This is a genomic window from Haladaptatus pallidirubidus, assembly GCF_020700235.1.
Lineage (GTDB): Archaea > Halobacteriota > Halobacteria > Halobacteriales > Haladaptataceae > Haladaptatus > Haladaptatus pallidirubidus.
The window spans coordinates 1366324-1384541 of sequence record NZ_CP085301.1 but is presented as its reverse complement, the minus strand read 5'-3'; the positions used below and the strand labels follow the sequence as shown (position 1 = coordinate 1384541).

The following is an 18218-nucleotide window of genomic DNA, read 5'->3' as shown; positions in this document are numbered from 1 at the left end:
ATGCCGTTAAGGCCATTTAGGGGACTAGTGTGTGCCTAATTCACAAACCACATTATTAATTGCGAAGGTTTTTGTTTCGGGTTGGCGACGAGTGGAGCGATGCCAGCGCTCGATGACCTGCGCGTTCTCGACCTCACACAGGTGCTCGCCGGACCGTACTGCACGATGCTCCTCGCAGACTTAGGGGCCGACGTCGTGAAAATCGAACGTCCCGGCGGCGACCTCATCAGACCGAATCCGCCGTTCGTCGGCGAGGGCGACGCCTACGGCGGCTACTTCCAGAGCATCAATCGTGGCAAGCGAAGCCTCGAACTCGACCTGACCGACGAGAATGACCGCGCGGACTTCCTCCGGTTGGCCGACGATGCCGACGTAGTCGTCGAAAACTTCCGCGCAGGGACGATGGAGAAGTTCGACCTCGAATACGAAACCCTCCGTGAACGTAACCCCGAACTCGTCTACGCGTCCATCCGTGGGTTCGGCGACCCGCGTACGGGCGAAACGAACCGACAAGGGCAACCGTCCTTCGACCTCATCGCCCAAGCCCTCGGCGGCGTGATGCAGATTACCGGCGACGAAGACGGCCCGCCGACGAAGGTCGGCCCCGGAATCGGCGACGTGTTCACCGCCACTTTGAACGCTATCGGCATCCTCGCCGCGCTCCACCACCGCGACCGAACCGGCGAGGGACAGTACGTCGATACCGCAATGTACGATTCGATGGTTTCGCTGTGCGAGCGAACCGTCTATCAGTACTCCTACACGGGCGAGGTTCCGAATCGACGCGGAAACTCCCATCCGACGCTGTTTCCCTACAACGCCTTCGAAACCGCAGACGGCCACGTTGTCATCGCCGCATTCGGCGACAATCACTGGACTGCGCTCTGCGAAGCGATGGGACGCCCCGACCTCGCCGCGGACTATCCCACGACAGCCGATCGACTGCGAAACCGCGAGTTGCTTCGCGAGGAACTCGGCGCATGGACGCGCGAGCGAACCGACGACGAGGTGTGTGCCGTCCTCGAAGGCTCGGTTCCCTGTGCCCCGGTGCAGGACGTGGCAGACGTGTTCGAAGACGACCACGTCGATGCCCGCGAAATGCTCGTGGACGTCGAGCAACCGGGAACGGACGAGTCGGTGACCATCGCGGGGTCGCCCATCAAGATGAGCGAAACACCGCCTGAACCCGGTACGCGCGCACCATTGCTAGACGAACACCGCGATGAACTGCTCGGCGAGGAAAAATCCGTCTGAAGTCGGAAGCGACGGTCGCAGGGTGAGAAGGCCCCGACAGTTATCCCTCGTGCCACCGTTTTCCGCCTATGGCGCTCTACGACGAAGTCGCGGACCTCCCGCTCTCCATCGAATCCTGCGAGTACGAAACTCACGAACGCGAAACGTCGAGCGAGTTCACGCGCGTCACGACCGAAATCGTCCTGCGGGGTGCCGGCGAAACCGGCAGAGGCGAGGACGTAACCTACGACGCCGACGACCAATACGCGCTGGCCGAAGCGGAGTTCGACCTGTCCGGCGAGCACACGTTCGCCGAGTTTTCCGCGACAGTCGCCGACCTCGATTTGTTTCCCAAAGCGCCATCGCGCGAGGATTTCCGCCACTACCGGCAGTGGGGTTTCGAGAGCGCGGCACTAGACTTGGCACTTCGACAGACCGACACCGACCTGCCGACCGCACTGGGTCGCAAGCCGTCTCCGGTATCGTTCGTGATGAGCACGCGGCTGGGCGACCCGCCGAGCGCGGAGCGCGTGACGCGATGGCTCGACATCGACCCGTCTCTGACCTTCAAACTCGATCCGACGCCGGAGTGGACCGCCGACCTGATTTCGGAGCTCGCCGACACCGAAACAGTCCGAATCGTGGATTTAAAATCCCAGTACGAGGACGCCGAAGTCGGCCAGTCGGCGGACCCGGACCTCTACCGTCGCGTTCGGGACGGGATCCCGGGCGCGATTATCGAAGACCCGGTGTACACCGACGAAACCGCGCCGATTCTCGACGCCGCTCGGCAGCGAATTTCGTGGGACGTTCCGATTACTGGCGTCGAGAGCGTGGAGTCGCTTCCGTTCGAACCGAACTGGTTGAACATCAAACCCTCGCGGTTCGGAAGCGTGAAATCGCTGTTCGACACGCTCGAACACTGTGACCGCCGCGGGATTCGAATGTACGGCGGCGGCCAGTTCGAGCTGAGCATCGGCCGTGAGCAGATTCAACTGCTCGCATCCCTGTTTTACCCGGATTCTCCGAACGACGTGGCTCCGCGCGGCTACAACGACCCAGAACCGACCGAAGGCCTTCCATCGAGTCCACTGGACGCGCCGAGCGTCGAAGGGTTTCGGTAGAAATAGAGTCACTCCGACCGAATGTGAAACCGCGCACCGCCGTCGTTCCCTTCGACTGCCGAAACCGACCAGCCGTGCGCTTCGGCGATGCCTTTCACGATTGACAGTCCCAACCCCGATCCGCTGTCCGCGATCGTGTGGCCGTGCTCGAACACCGCTTCGCGCTCGACGGGAGGGATTCCGTCGCCGTCGACTTCAACGTAGAACCCCGAAAAATCGTCGTCTTCAGCGTCCGCCGACCCACCGGGCGTCTCGCCGACGCGAACCGTCGTTTCACTCCCTGCGTGTTCGATGGCGTTGCGAAACAGGTTCTCGAACAGTTCTTGAAGTCACCCTCTGTCGGCCTCGATTTCGGCGGAGGTGTCGACGACGAGCGTGCTTTCTTCCGTTTCGACGTTCGCCCACGCCTGTCGGACGACGGTTTCCAACTCGACCGGTTCGGTGTCGCTAACGACCAATCCTTGTCGGGCCAGCGCCAGCAGATCGGCGATGAGACTGCCCATTCGGTCGAGGGCACTTCCCGCCTTCTCGAAGTGGGTTTCGTCGCCGCGCTCTCTGGCGAGTTCGAGATGGCCCTGCGCGACGTTCAGCGGGTTTCTGAGGTCGTGCGAGACGACGCTCGCGAACTCCTCCAACCGTTCGTTCTGGCGTTTGAGTTCCTGCTTTCGCTGTTTCCGCTCCGTCACGTCGCGGGCCGAACCGAGTTGCGCCGCCTCCCCCTCGTACGAGATCTCGCGCACGTTGAACTCCGCGTATCGAACGTCGCCGTCTTTCGTCACGACGCGCGCGTCGTAATGCGGCGGATGGTTGCCGCGACTGCGTTCCCTTGCGATGCGTTTGACCCGTTCGCGCTCGTCGGGGTGTATCAACTCCCAGAGATTCATTTCGGTGAGTTCGGTTCGGTCGTAACCGATGAGTTCACAAACCCGCCGGTTGACGAAGGCGAACTTGTCGTCGCGGTAGATGTAAATCGCGTCGTGACTCTGTTCGACCAACGTTCGGTACTTTTCCTCGCTCTCGCGGAGCGCGGTTTGCGAGTGGATTCGACGGAGCGCCTCCGTGGTGTGTGAAAGAAGCAATTCGACCAGTTCCGCATCGTCGCGGTCGAACGCGCCGACGTCCCGTGATCCTGCCTGAAATATCCCTTCCTCGCCTATCGAGGCGCTCAACAGCGACCGATATTCGGCCTGTACCGGGGCCGCGTCGGCCTCCTCACGCACGTCGTCCAACACGCACGTTTCGTGGTTCTGGTATGAGCGCCCCGCAACGCCCTGGTCGGTTCGGAGTTTGGTGTAGCCGTCGTCGGTCATCCCCGTCGAGATGGCCTTCGGAATGAAGTAGCCGTCTTCCGCGAGGTCGACACCGCAGATGTCGAATTTGAGAATGCTCTCGGCAGCATCGACAGTTAGTTCACAGATTTCATCTGCGGTTTGACACGCCATCATCTCCGAGGCGATTTCGTGAAGATCCTCGATTTTTCCCTTCTGCTCGCGGAGCGCCGTTTTGATTCGTTCGTGGTCTTCGATGCTCCGGAGGACGCCGACGGTGCCACGAAATTCGTTGCGATGTGTCAGCAGACCGATTCTGGCTTCGCATAGAATTCCCTTCCCGTCCGCGGTTTTGAGTTTCGATCGAAGTTTACCAACGTCCTCGTCACCCTGAAGCAGTCGTTTGATAAATCGGTTACCCCGCGAAACGTCCACGCCGTCTAAGAGGAGCGATATGTGTTCGCCGACGAGTTCGGTACGGTCGTACCGAGACATATCCAGCAGAGTATCGTTGACGGCAGTGACGTAGCCCTCGGTGTCCAGCGTGTAGACGCCGTCGCCCATCGCCTGTACGATGGACTGATAATGGTTGAATCGCTCGGGGGGACGGCGAGCGTCGGTGGTGACGCGCGTAATCGTCTCGGAAAGTTCGGTGGCGCGCGATTCGTCCGTTTCAGTCGGAACATAGCCGTCGATACCCGTTTCGAAGGCGGTACCCGCTATTTTCTCGGCTCCGGACGTGGTACAGAGAACGAACGGAATGTCCGGGAATCGGTTGCGCACTCGTTCCGACAGCGCGATTCCATCTCTGTAGCGCGCTGAACCGCAGTCCGCGAATCTTCCCATGGTGTGGAGATTCCGAAGTCGAGGGTCGCGACCCATCCCACAGGTAAAAACAGAAACGGTCTCCTGCCGTAGCTTTTTGCCCTCAGCACGCGAGAACCGAGGTATGGAGTACACGACGCTCGGAGACACGGGAATGGAGGTTAGTCGCATCTGTCTCGGTTGCATGAGTTTCGGGTCGAGCGACTGGCGCGAGTGGGTGTTAGACGAGGACGAAAGTATGCCGATACTCGAACGGGCAATCGACCTCGGCATCAACTTCTTCGACACCGCAAACATGTATTCGCGCGGCGAGAGCGAGCGAATCCTCGGAAAAGCGTTGGACGGTCGGCGAGGCGAGATGGTCGTCGCCACGAAGGGGTACTTCCAGATGGACGAAAACGACCCCAACTCGGGCGGTCTCTCGCGGAAGGCAATCGAGCAGGAACTCGATAAATCACTCTCTCGACTTGGGATGGACACCGTAGACCTGTATCAGACCCATCGCTGGGACGAGGAGACGCCGATCGAGGTAACTCTGCGAGCGTTGGACGACGCGATTCGACGCGAGAAAGTGCGATATTTCGGCGCAAGTTCGATGTGGGCACACCAGTTCACCGAGTCACTTCACGCGAGCGAACGCCTCGGACTCGACCGGTTCGCGACGATGCAGAATCACTACAACTTGGTCTACCGCGAGGAAGAACGCGAAATGCTCCCGCTCTGTGAAAAAGAGGGAATCGGCGTCATCCCGTGGAGTCCGCTCGCGCGAGGTTATCTCACCCGACCGAACGTAGAGTTCGAGGATACGACTCGTGGTAAAACGGACGATTACGCCCACGAGCATCCCTACGCCGACAACGGAGGCGCGGAAATCAACGAGCGCGTGCAGGAACTCGCCGCCGAAAAGGGCGTGACGATGGCGCAAATATCGTTGGCGTGGCTGTTCCACAAGGAGCGGGTGGACGCGCCAATCGTCGGCACGACCAGCATCGAACATCTGGAGGCTGCCGTCGAAGCGCTGGATATCGACCTCTCGTCGGGTGACATGGCGTATCTCGAAGAACCCTACGAACCAGTTCACGTTTCGGGACACCAGTAACGGCGTTCCGAAACAAACGTTCTGAACAGAATCGAACGCTGCCAGATTACCCCGATATATTTCAAATAGACCATAGCCTTGAAAGTGCTGAGGAACGACAGTGTTCTATGGGGGTATCATGGGTCACCTGACAGACCACGTATCACGACGACAGCTGCTCGCGGGGGGGACAGTCCTTTTCACGGGAGCAATCGCATCGGGAGTTGCACAGCGAACGACGAGTTCGACGGGAAACGGCTCGCAGTCTTCGACCGGAAACCGGCTTCTCGTGGAGAATCCGACGGAACAACCGCACCTATTCTCGCTCTCGGTGTCTAGCCGCCCGATTTCGACGTATCGGATAACGAACCGAGACGGAGAAACGGAGACGGTAGAACTCGGAGACGAGGAAGGAGGTTCTGACTTCCCGTTTTCGGTACTCGTGCAAGCCGAGGCAAGCCAAATCAAACCGGGGAGCAACGTGATTTTCGACCGCGAGTACACCATTCGGCCCGGTTCCGCACACTCGTTTCTGCTGGAGGGGACGCCTGAGCAGGGCGAGTTGCTCTACACGCTGAAAGAAAAGCCGGAATCGGCGGACGGAGCGACGGTCGTCGAATCGTGGGGACGGATGGGATGCAGTTCGCGCTTCGAGGTGTACTTTACACCGTCCGAAACACGGAGTTCGTGTGGAAGTCCGCTTTCCGATGTGGACGAACCGAGCGGAGCGAAGCGGCACACGATACGGTTGCAGGGCGCATCCCAGAACGGCTAGCGCTCTGCCATTTCCCAGCGAGAGCGACCCACGGCGTGAGTATCGAGGAATTACTGCAAACGCTCTCGCCGGGTTTCGAACTCCTCGTCCGAGATATCGCCGCGAGCGTACGCCACCCGCAGTTCGGAAAGCGCCGGGTCGCCACCAAATTCGTCGCCAGCGAGCTCCCGGTACGCGAGGTAGCCAAGCGCGACGATGACGACGAGAGGAATGAGCATCATGAACCATCCCCAGACGGGGACTCCTCCGGCGTATCCACCCGTCATCCATCCGCCCATCATCGGGAACGCGAAGGCCATCATCAGCATCGGAACCGCCAACAACACGACGAGTACGATCAACACGATTCGTGTCAGGGAGCTGTTGTTGTCTGTCGTGGCCATACTGAGAACTCCTACTTGCAGTAGGATAACCGTTGTTCAGCACCGAACCGAAAGCCGTTGCGTTCGCCCGTACGACTAACTTCGTTCCGAACCAACTCCGCATATCATGGCCTTCGATTCCGACCGCGTGACGACCCTCACGTTCGACTCCTACAGCACGCTGGTTGACGTTGACGCCGCCGAAAACGCCCTCGCGGAGCGCGTGGAAAATCCGGAGCCCGTCTCGAAACTCTGGCGGGCCCGGTCGCTCGAATACACCTTCGTCGCCAATCACACCGATTCCTATCAGCCGTTTTACGAGATGAACCGCGACGCCCTCCAGTACGCGCTGTCGGCCCACGACGCTGATATTTCGGAGGACGAGCGTGACGAAATCCTCGCCGTCTACCACGAACTCGACGTGTTCGACGACGTGCGCGACGGCATCGAACGACTCCGGGACGGCGGCTACGACTGCTACGTCCTTTCGAACGGCAATCCCGAAATGCTGGACTCGATGGTCGAACACGCCGACATCGGCGACCTCCTCGCGGACACCATCAGCGCGGACGAGATTGAGACGTTCAAACCCGACGCCGAACTCTACCGCCACGCCGCGGGGCGAACCGGAACCCCAATCGAAGAAATCGCGCACGTCACCGCCGGGTGGTTCGACGTACAGGGCGCGAAACACGCCGGAATGCAGGGCGTGTGGGTGAACCGGAAAGCCGCGCCGTGGGAGCCATTCGGTGAGGAGCCGGATTTGTCGATTCGATCGTTTTACGAACTGGCAGACGAGTTGGGAGTGTAAGGTTGGAGTCAAAAGATTTCGTTTCGTATTTTAGTTGAAAGATGATTCTAATACGAGAACCACAAATGCTAGCAATAGGCCACGCCTGTGAGAGACTCCGTCTTTCGCGGTACCGGAAAACCAGCGGCTTTTCGTCGATCGCAGACGCAAAGCGTTTGTTCACCCGTAATAATCAAAGATTTTCTCCGGACCTCGCTCGTCATTCGCTCCTTGCAGTCGCTCGCCCCCACGCTTCGTCCGTGGCTTACAGTCGGCGTCTGTAATAGTCTTGTCAACACAAACAATCCCATTCATGCAGTACATCGTCTGCACCGAATAGATACGAGATTCAGTTCGAATTACACGACAAAACCGTACAATCCGAAACCAACCGCTGACCTCGTTTCAGACGTGCGTTTCCAAAAATTTCCCGATGCGTTCGAACTCCTCGATTAGGTTCTCCCGCGAGGTCGTGTGATGGCCTTCGTCATCGAAAATACAGATCTCGACCGGAACGCCGCGTTCTCGAACCTTTTCGGCGATTTGTTCGGCCTCCCCGACCGGAACTCGGGGGTCGTTCGCGCCGTGTTGGATGAACAGCGGGCAGGAAATCCGGTCGGCTTTGTGAATCGGGCTGATTCGTTCGAGGAGTTCCGGGTCGTCTAACGAACCGTACTCCTGTGCGCGGTGCGAACGCCGCCACTCTCCTGTATTTTCGAGGAAGGTTTTGAAGTCCGCGATGCCGACGAAATCGACCGCGGCGGCCCACAGGTCGGGATACTCCGTAATCGCCGCGAGAACCATGAATCCGCCGTAAGAGCGACCATACGCGACGATTCGATCGGAATCCACCGCCTCGTGGTCGTGGAGCCACTCGACCGCGGATTCGATGTCGGCGACCGAATCCATCCGTTTTTCTACGTCGTCCAAATGCGTGTATTCCGTGCCGTAGCCCGACGACCCGCGGACGTTCGGCTCGAAAATTGCGTACCCCTGCTGGAGGAAGTACTGCTTCGTCGGGAAGAACCACGGTCTGCGCTGGTGTTCCGGCCCGCCATGAATATCCACGATAACGGGTGTGTCGCCGGGAGATGCGTTCTCGGGAAGCGTCCAGTAGGCGGGAATTTCCCGTCTGTCGAACGTCTCGTATCGAATCGTCTCCGGTTCGAGAAGGCTCTCTTTGGGGACACCGAGCGTTCCGGGATTCGTCCAGCGCTCCGATTCGCCAGTTTCGGCGTCAAGGACGAACACGCTTCTCGGGTCGTCGCTTCGGCTGAGCGAAAGCGTACACTGCTGGCCGTCCGGGCCGAAGGTCAGGTCATAAGCCACACCCTTCGGAAGGTCGAGGTTGTCGGAGTCGGACGGGTCGCCCGGGTCAGCGGGGTCTTCGAGTGGTTCGATTTCGCCGTCTACGAGGCGCCCGGCGTGAACCTCGGAGTAGCCGTCAACATTGCGACTCCACACGATTCGTCCCGTTTCCCCGTGGAGCGCAAACCCTTCGACGTTCCAGTCGCCGCCCGCCTGAATCGTTTCGTGCGTTCCGTCTTCGAGGTCGATTCGAGCGATACCGGCCGTGTCCGAGTCGTGGTTCGTCACGCAGTACAGTCGATCGTCAAATCCGAACCGGACGTTTCCGTAGCGTGTTTCAGTGCCGTCGCTCAATCGGCGGTGCTCTCCCGTTTCCGGCTTCAGCAAAAACAGATCGTAGTCGAAACTGGCGTGCGCTTTCGAGAGGACGATACCGGGTTCACCCCACGTTTCGATGCTGAGGAAACCACTTTCCCCCTCGTGGACGAGCGTCGCCTTCGCGTCGTTTCGACCTTGCACGTACACGTCGAAGGTGTCCGATTGGCGGCGATTCGCTGTGAAAGCGAACCGGTCGCCGTCGGGACTCCATCCGCCCCAGAGGTGAATCGAACTGAGGTCGTCCGTGAGCGGGATTTCGGCACCATCGTGCAGGTCGTACCGGAACAGTTGGTCGTGTTCGTTGCTCCCCTCGTCCATACCGAAAATGACCTCCGGACGGGTCGGCGAGGCCGAGACGAACGAAATCCGTTCGTCGTATGCGGTGAGCTGAGACGGATAGGCGCCCGGCGCGTCGAGTGACCAGACCTGCGGCGTACCGGTCGTGTCAGAAAGAAAGACGAGGTCGCCATCGACCGAAATCGTCGGCGACTCGGTGCTGTCGATACTCAAATAGCGTGCGACTGAATACCGTGGTTCGGACATGCTGTGGTCGAAGAACGGGGACGGCAAAAGGATTCGGCTGGGGTGCGTGTTTCCCCGGTACTCATCCGACGGAAGAAGGGAACGTGATTAGCGCGGATATCGTGATGACGGAATGTCGTTCACGTTGAGACTATTTCCATCGGCACAGCGTTGGGATCGACGCTCGAATTTTTCTCAAGAAACTCATCCATCTCGGCTTTGAATATTATTCTCTACTCGGCTCAGTTTAGCTCGATTTGGCCACTTTCGCGTCTGGTGATAGTCCGAATTACGGGATAGGCAACACATGGGCTGTAATCGGTGTTAAACCCACTTTCCGAGTTTCGTTTTCTTAACCACAACGACCGAAAGCATCGTTCCCTTAGCGTCCTCCATGAACGTCGTCCAAAATCTCGTGGATGCTGGAACCTTTCTCGGCGAGATGACGTGGAAGACGTGGTGGGCGTTGGTGCTAGGATTTACCATCGCGGGAGCAGTACAGGCGTTCGTCAGCGAAGAACGGATGACGAACTTGCTCGGCGGAAGGGGATTGAAGGAAGTCGGACTCGGCAGTGTTTTCGGCTTTCTTTCGTCCAGCTGTTCGTTCGGGGCGGTTGCGACGACGAAATCGTTGTTCAAAAAAGGAGCATCGCCGGAATCCTCGTTCGCTGGATTCCAGTTCGCCAGCACGAACCTCGTCATCGAAATCGGTCTGGTGATGTGGATTCTCCTCGGATGGCAGTTTGTCGCCGCCGACGTGTTCGGGGGAGTCTTAATGATTCTCTTGCTTGCAGGCATCACGAAGTATGCGATTCCCGACACGTGGTTCGAGGCGGCCCGCGAGCACGTGCAATCGGACGAGGGGAACGACGCAGTTCGAGACCCTATCTGCGGAATGGAAGTTGACCCTGATTCCTCGGACACTCTGAGCGTCGAGACGAATGGTGGAACCGAGCATTTCTGCTCGGAATCGTGCAAGGAGACCTACCTAAATCAACAAAAGAATCGGACGTGGAAAGACAAACTGTTCACTACTTCGGGGTGGAAAAACGCCTTCCGAAACGCAATCAGCGAGTGGGAAATGCTCTGGGACGACCTCGTCGCGGGATTTATCGTCGCCTCGCTCCTCGCCGCGTTCGTGCCCCGGTCGTGGTGGGCACAACTGTTCACACTCGCGCCAGAGGGAACCGTCGCGTGGGTCGTCCTCGGCTCCGCAATCGGCGTGTTCGTCGGCGTCATCACCTTCGTTTGCTCGGTGGCAAACGTCCCCTTCGCACTCGTGTTGTGGAACGCCGGAATCCCGTTTGGCGGTGTCATGTCGTTCATCTACGCTGACCTCATCGTTCCGCACATCGTAGATATGTACCGCAAATACTACGGCAAGCGACTGGCGGCGGCGTTGTTTTGCTCCATCTTCGCCGTGGCGACGTTGACCGGAATCGCCACCCACTTCGCGTGGAGCGCGGTTAACCTGATTCCGAACCAGGGACAAGCCGGTGGAACCGTACCAAACGCCTACACGACGGTTCTCAACGTCGTTTTCACTGCCGTTTTCGTCGCACAGGTGTATGTGACCTACTTCGAGTCGAGCGGTGAGCAGGAGGAAGCGACCGCCCACGCGGACTAAGCGAGGGGTAGTCGCTCACCAAATCATTCCGTTTGCGTCCACCTCGTTTAGTCAACCGAGTACCTCTCGACCGACGAGGAGTGACTGTCGGGCTCCTCGTTCCTGTCACACGTGTCGTCGGATTCGTTCACAAACAGCTAGTCGATTTTTATCCATATGTATTGTGTGAGATGAGCAATACAATCCCAAGTGTAATTACGGATGCACCGCTTCCAGTTGCAGTGTCGGTTTCAGCGCCCGATGGATGTTTGCATGAAACGACCTCAACTACTAACTACTCCCACCGTGTAGTTCGTGGCGATGGCCTACTACGACAAGCGACACGTCGATGGCGAGTTCGAGGAAGTCGTCGAAAAAACCACGGACGCCCTCAGCGACGAGGGATTCGGCATCCTAAGCGACATCGACGTGAGCGAAGCGTTCGAGGAAAAGCTTGATATCGAATCGTATCCCGAATACCGGATTCTCGGCGCGTGTAACCCGCTGCTAGCGAAGGAGGGATTGGACGCCGAAAACGACCTCGGCGTGCTCTTACCCTGTAACGTCGTGGTCTACGAAACCGACGACGGCGTCGTCGTCAGCATGGTCGATCCGGAAACGATGCTCTCGGTCGTGGACAACCCCGAGTTGGACGATATCGCGGGGGACGTTCGGGCGCGTTTCGACCGCGTCCTCGATACGCTTTCTGCGAGCTAGCCATTCGCTCGGCGCGGTTCGCTGGAGAGAGCACGAGGGAAGAGGAGGAGGGAGGATTTGTCTAAAAGCACAACAATACTATGTCCTTATGTATATGAGTGACCAATCTCCAAAGTGCGGTCGAATATGGAAGAGAGTGAAAAAATAGACACAGACGACTCGGGAGAGGACGCAGGGGGCGTCTTTGCAGACGAGTCACGCCGAACGTTCATGAAAAAGGGCGCGCTCGCAACAGGTGCGCTCGCGCTCGGTCTCGGGAGTGCTGGCACCGCTGCCGCGCAGGATACGGATAGCGTACTCGTCTACACGTACGCTTACCACCCCAACGTGCCGTTCCGCGTCACCAACGCGCTCGATCAGTCGACCACGGTGCGACTGCTTGAACGCCCCGGTGGCGGCAGCGTGGACGAAATCAGCCAACCGGACGACTACAGCGGATGGGTCATCCGCTACGACCTCGGTGGATCGGTCGCCGCAATCACGGCGATAATGTTCTCGCGGGACGCGAGTTTCAGTCAGGGCGACCGACGGCGGTTCTCGGGGGATGCAACCGTCTTCAGTAGCGAACTCAATCTGCTGAGTACTACGGTTCGAAGCCCAAACTAAAACGAGGGACGGAGAACGGATAGAAAACGATTTTCCATCCGTTTATCGTCTATTTTTCACACGCTTGTCAATCGAGGGAACGAGCAAAGGCTGTTGCGAACTCCTCGATATCATCTCAGTCCGTGTACTCATAATCGCGCGAGGAGTCCGTTCCACCGCCCATCTTCATTGCGACGTACTTCATCACGAGTTTCGTGAGCGTCCCGTATTGGCTGTATTTGAGCGCGCCCGGAACGACCGCCGTGCTATCGGGATGCCAGCCAGTATCCGCGAGAACCTCCGCGACCAGATTTTTGGCCGTCGCCTGCACCGCGTCGGTATCCTCCGCGGCGGTCAAACTCACCGAGATGAAGGCCGACGGCAGTCGATTCAACGCCTCTGCGTGGTTTCGAACGAACTGAGTGACGAACTGCTGATGGGTTCCCCTGTGAACCGACGCACCGACGACGGCGTCGTACTTCGACAGCCGGAATCCATCGGGAACGCGCTTGCCGTGAATCAGTGTCGGGGCGTGACCCGCGGAGTCCAGCATCTCGGTGATTCGCTCCGCGATGGTCGCGGTTTAGCCCTCGGTCGAACCGTAGAGTACGAGCACCGCGCCATCAGTCGTAACCCCCGAGACGTTCACGATTCGAACCGCGCCATAGCCACCGATTTCGACGTGGCTGGGTATCGTGTGCTACCATCGTTCCACCCCGAATCAGCATCGTCGGCTATCGACTAAAACGTCCGGCAGTCGAATCGCCGTGAGTTGTGAAAACGATTCAAAACCGAGAAATCACTGATAGCCGAGCGCCTTCAACTGGTTCGTCACGTCGGACGGTACTTCGCCCGATTCGTCGCCCTCGTCGGTTTCGATTCGTTCGATTCGCGTTTCGACCGAATCGTGAAGGCGGCTTGCGAGTTCGGATCCTTCATGGTCGTCCCATTGGTTCTCCTGTTCGGTCGGGTCGCGGCGTCTATCGTACAGTTCTCGATTTTCGGATTCGGTGTGGTAGATGTACGACCAGTCGGCGGTTCGGGCGCTCACGAGAAGTTCACCGTCGTCCAGGCGGCGCGGAATCGGTTGGCGGGTGACGTGCTCACCGCGAACCGCAACCGAGGTGACCGGCGCAGAGGCGAAATCGAACTCGGATTCGATGTCGAGTTGTAGTTCGGTTTCGCACTCGGGTTCGGATTCGATTTCCGACTCGGATTTCGATTCGACGGCGGTGTCGAGCAAACTAGGGGCGGAAAAGTCGTGCTCGACGCCCATTGCGTCGCAGATGGTCGCCGGGATCGACGCCAGACCGACCGCCTGCTTTACCCCGTTCTCATCGGAGGTTTGCTTCGTGTCGGTGTCGTCGCGCTCTGTCTCATCGTCTGTGTGCTGAACCATAAGCGGGACGTGGGTCAGTTCCTCGTACAGTTTCGGGTAATGCGCCAGATGGCCATGTTCCATGAACTCTTCGCCGTGGTCGCCCGCGAGGACGACGCAAGCATCGTCGCGAAATCCGCGTCGGTCGAGTGCTGACAGCACTCGACCGACGCTGGCGTCCACCTGCCGAACCGCGGCCCGGTACAGCGATTCGAGGTCGGAGAGCGTGTCGTCGCCGACTTCGCGCCCCAATCCGGCCCGGAGGTGGGCGCGAAGCATCTTCAACGACCCGACGTTCGCGCCAGTTTCGTCGCGGACGAACTTCGGGGCGGGGACATAAGGTGTGTGAACGTCCATGTAGTGAACCCAGAGGAAAAACGGCGGTTCCGCCCGTTCCACGAAGTCGATGGCTTTGCGTTCCAGATCGAGCATTCGTGAGACGTTTTGCGCGCCGCCCTCCTTCCCGAGGAGTCGCCGAACCGGCGACGCCGCGACTTGAAGCCACGCCTGCACGGTTGGATGGGCGGTGAGATATTTACTGTAGAGGCTGTCGCCCGTTCCGGAGGTGAACGTCTCGAACTCGTCGAATCCCCGGTCGTAGCCCCAATGTTCGGTTAAAAATCCGTTTGCACCGTTGAAACCAGCGGTCGAAACGCCCGCATCAGAGAGCGTTTCGGCCAGCGTCGGGGCATCGGCGACACCGATGTTCTGCGAATCGGTGAACACCGGTTTCGCACCGAGAATCGACGGAAACGAGAACGGCGTCCAGTTTCCATGAGCGAATGCGTTTTCGAAGACGGTTCCCCGTTCACCGAGAGTAGCGATGACACCGTCGGACGTGAAAGCGTCTGCTCGGAGTGAATCGACGGTGAACAGCACTGTCACGGATGTGTCGTTTACGCTCATTCTGTCGGACACGATGACTCCGCTACTCGAAAATTCGTCACGAGGGTGAAATACTTTTTGCGCAAACGATCAATATTATCGAAGGAGATTCAATAGGACGCTGTATTCCGCAATGCTCTAAAATAGAGCGTTTTCAACTGCTTTTACTACGAATCGGCGGCAGCGAAAACCGCTCGATGAGTCCCAATTGGCCAAACAGGAGTGTCACCACCGAAACAACTACGCCGAAAAACACGCCGAGGGCGACCGATCTGCTGTTAACGAACGGAAGCGAGGAAACGAAAAGTGAAAACAACAGCCATCCGGACGCCCACCACTTTCGACCGCATGGATAGCGAACGAATCCGGTAGCGAGGCTGACGGCAAGAACAAACCGAGTGTAACCTCGATACTGACGAGTTCAGAAACGATGAGAACCCCTAGGACGCTCATCGCAACGAATCCCAGATTATCGACCTCGTCCATCATTCTCTAGAAGAAAACACGTCCGGAACGTATAATCGTTTCTCCGCCTCTGTTAGTTTTTACTCGACCGGTTCGAGTTCCGCACTGAAGTGGCGAAGTTCCTCCATTTCCGGTTCGGAAACGACTGTTAGCCCCCTGAGTTCGTCGCGTCGCTCGGCGACCTTCTCGAACGATTCCGCGATGTGCTCCAGATGATCGCGGAAGTACGACCGACGCGGGAGACACAGACGAACGAGTTGTGGGCGGTCTTCGCCGGGGAAGGCGAACTCGCCGAGTTCGACGCCGCGAACGCCGCCTTCTCGATAGAGTTCGCAGGTCAGAACCTGCCCGGGGAACTGCTCGCGGGGGATTTCGGGGAGGAACTCCTCGGCATCCACGTACACCGCGTGGCCGCCCGTCGGGGCGAAAATCGGCACGTCCGCCTCCTGAAGCAGATTGCCGAGTTCCGCGACCTGTTCGACGCGGGATTCAATGTAGCTCTCGGTGACGGCTTCCCGAAGACCGACAGCCATGGCTTCCAAGTCGCGCCCGGCGAGTCCACCGTAGGTCGTGAACCCTTCGTAGAGGATGCCGCGCTGTTTGGTGGCCTCGAACAAGGAGTCGTCGCGCACGCCGACGAATCCGCCGATGTTCGACAGGGCGTCTTTCTTGCCGCTCATGACGATTGCGTCGGCGAAAGAGAGTTCCTCGCGGGCGATGTCGGCGACGCTCGCGTCCGAAAACTCGTCCTCTCGCTGTTGGACGAAGTACGCGTTCTCGGCGAATCGACAGGCGTCGATGACGAACGTGGCGTCGATTTCGTCGGCAACGTCGCGCGCCTCGCGGATGTTCTCGACGCTCACGGGTTGGCCAGCCATCGAGTTGTTCGTGACGGTGACGACGAGCACGGGGATATTTTCAGCGCCGACGTCGCCCGCCAAGTCCCGAACTTTGTCGGGGTCGAGGTTACCTTTGAACGGGTCGTCGTCGGCAACGTCTATCGGACAATCGACGGGTGTCCCGCCGTTGTTCACGATGTGCGCTCGGGTCGTGTCGAAATGCGTGTTGTTCGGGACGTAGTCGCCTTCGGAGATGAGGACGCCGTAGAGGACGTTTTCGGCACCGCGGCCCTGGTGAGCCGGGACGATTTTTTCGAAACCCATCACGTCACTAACGCTGTCTTGGAGGCGTTTGAAGCTATCACTGCCAGCGTACGCCTCGTCGCCGCGCATCATCGCGGCCCACTGCTCGTCGCTCATGGTCCCCGTCCCGCTGTCGGTCAGCAAGTCGATGAAAACGTCCTCCGAGTCGAGGTTGAACACGTTGTATCCCGCGGATTCGAGGTTGGCCTCGCGTTCGTCTCGGTCGGGAAGGTGAATCGGTTCGACGACTTTCGCCCGATAGGCTCGCATATCCACCAACGCGACGGCGTCGCTCTTAACCCTGCTGAGATAACGTCGGTGGAAAACGAGCGATTCCGGGCGTTAGGGGGCGGAATTGGCCATCGCTAGTAGGGGTAGTCCATCTGATTTTTGATAGCTTCGCGAGTTTCCTCGTCTTCCAGTTCTGAACAGAGCCACAAACCGAGGTCGATGCCCGACGTGACGCCGCCCGCTGTCGCCACCCGTCTATCGACGACGATTCGCTCCTCGACCACGTCGCAGTATTCCGCCAGTCGCTCGTAGGCGCCGGGATGCGTCGTCGCCCGCTTGCCGTCCAAAAATCCTGCCGAACCGAGCAGGAGCGACCCGGTACAGACCGAGGCAGTCCATTCCGCATCCGCCGTTGCCAACCACGGCATAAACTCGTCGTCCTCGGCGAGTTCACGGGCAACGAACCCGCCCGGCACGACCAACATGTCGTAGTTGGAAAGGGACTCGTCCACCACATCGGGAACGATTTCGAGTCCCGCGTTCGCGGTGACGCGCTCGGATCGGGCGCACACATCCCACGTCATGTCGTCGCGGAACCCCATCGTATCGAGTCTGGTCAGCGGGTCGTAAATACCGACGAAATCGAGCGCGGTCATGCCGTCGTACGCGACGAACGCGATGTCCATGAAGAAGCGTTCGTAAGGGGACTGCTTGACTGTTGGCGTCGGAATCCTCAAAACTGCTTATCACGCTTCTTCGACCCGACGCGGAGCCTCGATTTCCTCCACGCTCTCGATGGTACCGTCGAGGATGTGGACGATTCGCTCCGCGTGTTCCGCGATGTCGCGCTCGTGAGTCACCATCAACACGGTGTGGCCATCGTCGTTGAGTTCCTCGAACAGGCCCATGATTTGTTGGCCGGTTTCGCTGTCGAGGTTGCCCGTCGGTTCGTCGGCCAGAAGGATGGCAGGGTCGTTCGCCAGCGCTCGCGCGATGGCGACGCGCTGGCGTTGGCCGCCCGATAGTTCGTTCGGGCGGTGGTCTCCTCGGCCTCGAAGGCCGACTTTATAAAGAAGGTCGTCGGCCCGCTCCTGTCGCTCCGAGCGGGAAATCCCCTGAAAGACGAGCGGGAGGGAGATATTTTCCCGGGCGGTCAGTCGCGGCATGAGATTGAACGTCTGGAAGATGAATCCGATTTCCTCACCGCGAACCGACGTTCGCTCGCTCTCCGAAAGTCCGGTCACCTTCCGTCCGTTGACGTGAACTGTTCCCTCGGTCGGCGTGTCGAGACAGCCGATGAGGTTGAGTAGGGTGCTCTTTCCCGACCCGCTCGGTCCCATGACAGCGGAGTACGACCCTCGTGGAATCGACAGCGTCACGCCGTCCAGCGCATGTACCGGCTCTCCAAGATGGTACGTCTTCCGAACGTTGGTCAGTGTCACGGCGTCCCCCGGCCCCTCGTCGGACTTCGTCACCGAGTGACTGGCGGCCATACCCACAGGTACCACGTGAATCGCCTAAACCCTGCCCCATAGCACGACCGTCG

The 18218-nt window shown here is 59.0% G+C and carries 19 protein-coding genes; 9 read left to right on the top strand and 10 right to left on the bottom strand.

All coding sequences use genetic code 11. The annotated features are described in order from the left end of the window. Positions 1–99: 99 nt before the first annotated feature. On the top strand, positions 100–1254 hold the full coding sequence (gene mct / locus LIX15_RS07665) for a succinyl-CoA:mesaconate CoA-transferase (RefSeq protein ID WP_227773153.1): 1155 nt from the start codon (positions 100–102) through the stop codon (positions 1252–1254). A 68-nt stretch (positions 1255–1322) separates the two neighbouring features. Then, complete coding sequence (locus tag LIX15_RS07660) at positions 1323–2357, top strand: enolase-like domain-containing protein (RefSeq protein ID WP_227773152.1); 1035 nt, start codon at positions 1323–1325, stop codon at positions 2355–2357. A gap of 8 nt (positions 2358–2365) precedes the next feature. Here LIX15_RS07660 and LIX15_RS07655 read toward each other — a convergent pair whose 3' ends face one another. Together LIX15_RS07655 and LIX15_RS07650 are read right to left on the bottom strand one after the other, a co-directional pair. Beyond that, on the bottom strand, positions 2366–2677 hold the full coding sequence (locus tag LIX15_RS07655) for a sensor histidine kinase (protein WP_265338417.1): 312 nt from the start codon (positions 2675–2677) through the stop codon (positions 2366–2368). 9 nt (positions 2678–2686) lie between these two features. Continuing rightward, entirely contained in the window at positions 2687–4471 is a 1785-nt protein-coding gene (locus tag LIX15_RS07650; RefSeq protein ID WP_227773151.1) for a PAS domain S-box protein, read from the bottom strand. A gap of 103 nt (positions 4472–4574) precedes the next feature. On the opposite strand from LIX15_RS07650, the gene LIX15_RS07645 reads away from it, so the two are divergent. Continuing rightward, entirely contained in the window at positions 4575–5549 is a 975-nt protein-coding gene (locus LIX15_RS07645) for an aldo/keto reductase (protein WP_227773150.1), read from the top strand. A gap of 118 nt (positions 5550–5667) precedes the next feature. Next, a complete protein-coding gene (locus LIX15_RS07640; protein WP_227773149.1) occupies positions 5668–6303 on the top strand; it encodes a hypothetical protein in 636 nt (211 codons plus the stop codon). Positions 6304–6353: 50 nt separating this feature from the next. Here LIX15_RS07640 and LIX15_RS07635 read toward each other — a convergent pair whose 3' ends face one another. After that, positions 6354–6686 (bottom strand): SHOCT domain-containing protein, encoded by a 333-nt coding sequence (locus tag LIX15_RS07635; RefSeq protein ID WP_227773148.1) that lies wholly within the window; start codon positions 6684–6686, stop codon positions 6354–6356. Between the two features lie 106 nt (positions 6687–6792). Here LIX15_RS07635 and LIX15_RS07630 point away from each other — a divergent pair, with 106 nt between their 5' ends. Beyond that, positions 6793–7476 (top strand): haloacid dehalogenase type II, encoded by a 684-nt coding sequence (locus tag LIX15_RS07630; RefSeq protein ID WP_227773147.1) that lies wholly within the window; start codon positions 6793–6795, stop codon positions 7474–7476. 384 nt (positions 7477–7860) lie between these two features. On the opposite strand, the gene LIX15_RS07625 is transcribed toward LIX15_RS07630, so the two are convergent. After that, entirely contained in the window at positions 7861–9684 is a 1824-nt protein-coding gene (locus LIX15_RS07625) for a S9 family peptidase (protein WP_227773146.1), read from the bottom strand. A gap of 373 nt (positions 9685–10057) precedes the next feature. Between LIX15_RS07625 and LIX15_RS07620 the strand changes: the two genes are divergently transcribed. The 3 genes from LIX15_RS07620 (at position 10058) to LIX15_RS07610 (ending at position 12592) form a co-directional block, all read left to right on the top strand. Then, entirely contained in the window at positions 10058–11290 is a 1233-nt protein-coding gene (locus tag LIX15_RS07620; protein ID WP_227773145.1) for a permease, read from the top strand. Between the two features lie 300 nt (positions 11291–11590). Further along, positions 11591–11986, top strand: coding sequence for a DUF302 domain-containing protein (locus LIX15_RS07615; RefSeq protein WP_227773144.1), 396 nt, complete (start codon positions 11591–11593; stop codon positions 11984–11986). A 126-nt stretch (positions 11987–12112) separates the two neighbouring features. Continuing rightward, positions 12113–12592, top strand: coding sequence for a hypothetical protein (locus LIX15_RS07610; RefSeq protein ID WP_227773143.1), 480 nt, complete (start codon positions 12113–12115; stop codon positions 12590–12592). Between the two features lie 115 nt (positions 12593–12707). Here the strand turns inward: LIX15_RS07610 and LIX15_RS07605 are convergent, their stop codons facing one another. Then, on the bottom strand, positions 12708–13124 hold the full coding sequence (locus tag LIX15_RS07605; RefSeq protein WP_265338364.1) for a flavodoxin domain-containing protein: 417 nt from the start codon (positions 13122–13124) through the stop codon (positions 12708–12710). Here LIX15_RS07605 and LIX15_RS07600 point away from each other — a divergent pair. Continuing rightward, a complete protein-coding gene (locus LIX15_RS07600; RefSeq protein ID WP_227773142.1) occupies positions 13104–13316 on the top strand; it encodes a hypothetical protein in 213 nt (70 codons plus the stop codon). The two genes, LIX15_RS07605 and LIX15_RS07600, sit on opposite strands and share 21 nt — an antisense overlap. 54 nt (positions 13317–13370) lie before the next feature. Here LIX15_RS07600 and LIX15_RS07595 read toward each other — a convergent pair whose 3' ends face one another. The 5 genes from LIX15_RS07595 to LIX15_RS07575 form a co-directional block, all read right to left on the bottom strand. After that, entirely contained in the window at positions 13371–14855 is a 1485-nt protein-coding gene (locus tag LIX15_RS07595) for a sulfatase family protein (RefSeq protein WP_227773141.1), read from the bottom strand. Between the two features lie 219 nt (positions 14856–15074). Then, positions 15075–15323 carry a hypothetical protein gene (locus LIX15_RS07590; protein WP_227773140.1) on the bottom strand — a complete coding sequence of 83 codons (249 nt, stop codon included), beginning with the start codon at positions 15321–15323 and terminating at the stop codon, positions 15075–15077. Positions 15324–15379: 56 nt separating this feature from the next. Beyond that, positions 15380–16711 carry a tryptophanase gene (locus LIX15_RS07585; protein ID WP_227773139.1) on the bottom strand — a complete coding sequence of 444 codons (1332 nt, stop codon included), beginning with the start codon at positions 16709–16711 and terminating at the stop codon, positions 15380–15382. 95 nt (positions 16712–16806) lie between these two features. Further along, positions 16807–17358: a DJ-1/PfpI family protein gene (locus LIX15_RS07580; protein ID WP_227773138.1), complete on the bottom strand. Its 552-nt coding sequence runs from the start codon at positions 17356–17358 to the stop codon at positions 16807–16809. A 60-nt stretch (positions 17359–17418) separates the two neighbouring features. Next, positions 17419–18165, bottom strand: a complete 747-nt coding sequence (locus LIX15_RS07575) for an ABC transporter ATP-binding protein (RefSeq protein ID WP_227773137.1) — start codon at positions 18163–18165, stop codon at positions 17419–17421. Positions 18166–18218 lie beyond the last annotated feature (53 nt).

Bases quoted from the DNA above. Each gene is read 5' to 3' on its own strand.
- LIX15_RS07590 (WP_227773140.1), bottom strand. From the start codon at position 15,323: ATGATGGACGAGGTCGATAATCTGGGATTCGTTGCGATGAGCGTCCTA.
- LIX15_RS07635 (WP_227773148.1), bottom strand. From the start codon at position 6,686: ATGGCCACGACAGACAACAACAGCTCCCTGACACGAATCGTGTTGATC.
- LIX15_RS07610 (WP_227773143.1), top strand. From the start codon at position 12,113: ATGGAAGAGAGTGAAAAAATAGACACAGACGACTCGGGAGAGGACGCA.
- LIX15_RS07630 (WP_227773147.1), top strand. From the start codon at position 6,793: ATGGCCTTCGATTCCGACCGCGTGACGACCCTCACGTTCGACTCCTAC.
- LIX15_RS07615 (WP_227773144.1), top strand. From the start codon at position 11,591: ATGGCCTACTACGACAAGCGACACGTCGATGGCGAGTTCGAGGAAGTC.
- LIX15_RS07595 (WP_227773141.1), bottom strand. From the start codon at position 14,855: ATGAGCGTAAACGACACATCCGTGACAGTGCTGTTCACCGTCGATTCA.
- LIX15_RS07580 (WP_227773138.1), bottom strand. From the start codon at position 17,358: ATGGACATCGCGTTCGTCGCGTACGACGGCATGACCGCGCTCGATTTC.
- LIX15_RS07585 (WP_227773139.1), bottom strand. From the start codon at position 16,711: ATGCGAGCCTATCGGGCGAAAGTCGTCGAACCGATTCACCTTCCCGAC.
- LIX15_RS07625 (WP_227773146.1), bottom strand. From the start codon at position 9,684: ATGTCCGAACCACGGTATTCAGTCGCACGCTATTTGAGTATCGACAGC.
- LIX15_RS07605 (WP_265338364.1), bottom strand. From the start codon at position 13,124: ATGCTGGACTCCGCGGGTCACGCCCCGACACTGATTCACGGCAAGCGC.
- LIX15_RS07645 (WP_227773150.1), top strand. From the start codon at position 4,575: ATGGAGTACACGACGCTCGGAGACACGGGAATGGAGGTTAGTCGCATC.
- LIX15_RS07650 (WP_227773151.1), bottom strand. From the start codon at position 4,471: ATGGGAAGATTCGCGGACTGCGGTTCAGCGCGCTACAGAGATGGAATC.
- mct (WP_227773153.1), top strand. From the start codon at position 100: ATGCCAGCGCTCGATGACCTGCGCGTTCTCGACCTCACACAGGTGCTC.
- LIX15_RS07575 (WP_227773137.1), bottom strand. From the start codon at position 18,165: ATGGCCGCCAGTCACTCGGTGACGAAGTCCGACGAGGGGCCGGGGGAC.
- LIX15_RS07660 (WP_227773152.1), top strand. From the start codon at position 1,323: ATGGCGCTCTACGACGAAGTCGCGGACCTCCCGCTCTCCATCGAATCC.
- LIX15_RS07620 (WP_227773145.1), top strand. From the start codon at position 10,058: ATGAACGTCGTCCAAAATCTCGTGGATGCTGGAACCTTTCTCGGCGAG.
- LIX15_RS07640 (WP_227773149.1), top strand. From the start codon at position 5,668: ATGGGTCACCTGACAGACCACGTATCACGACGACAGCTGCTCGCGGGG.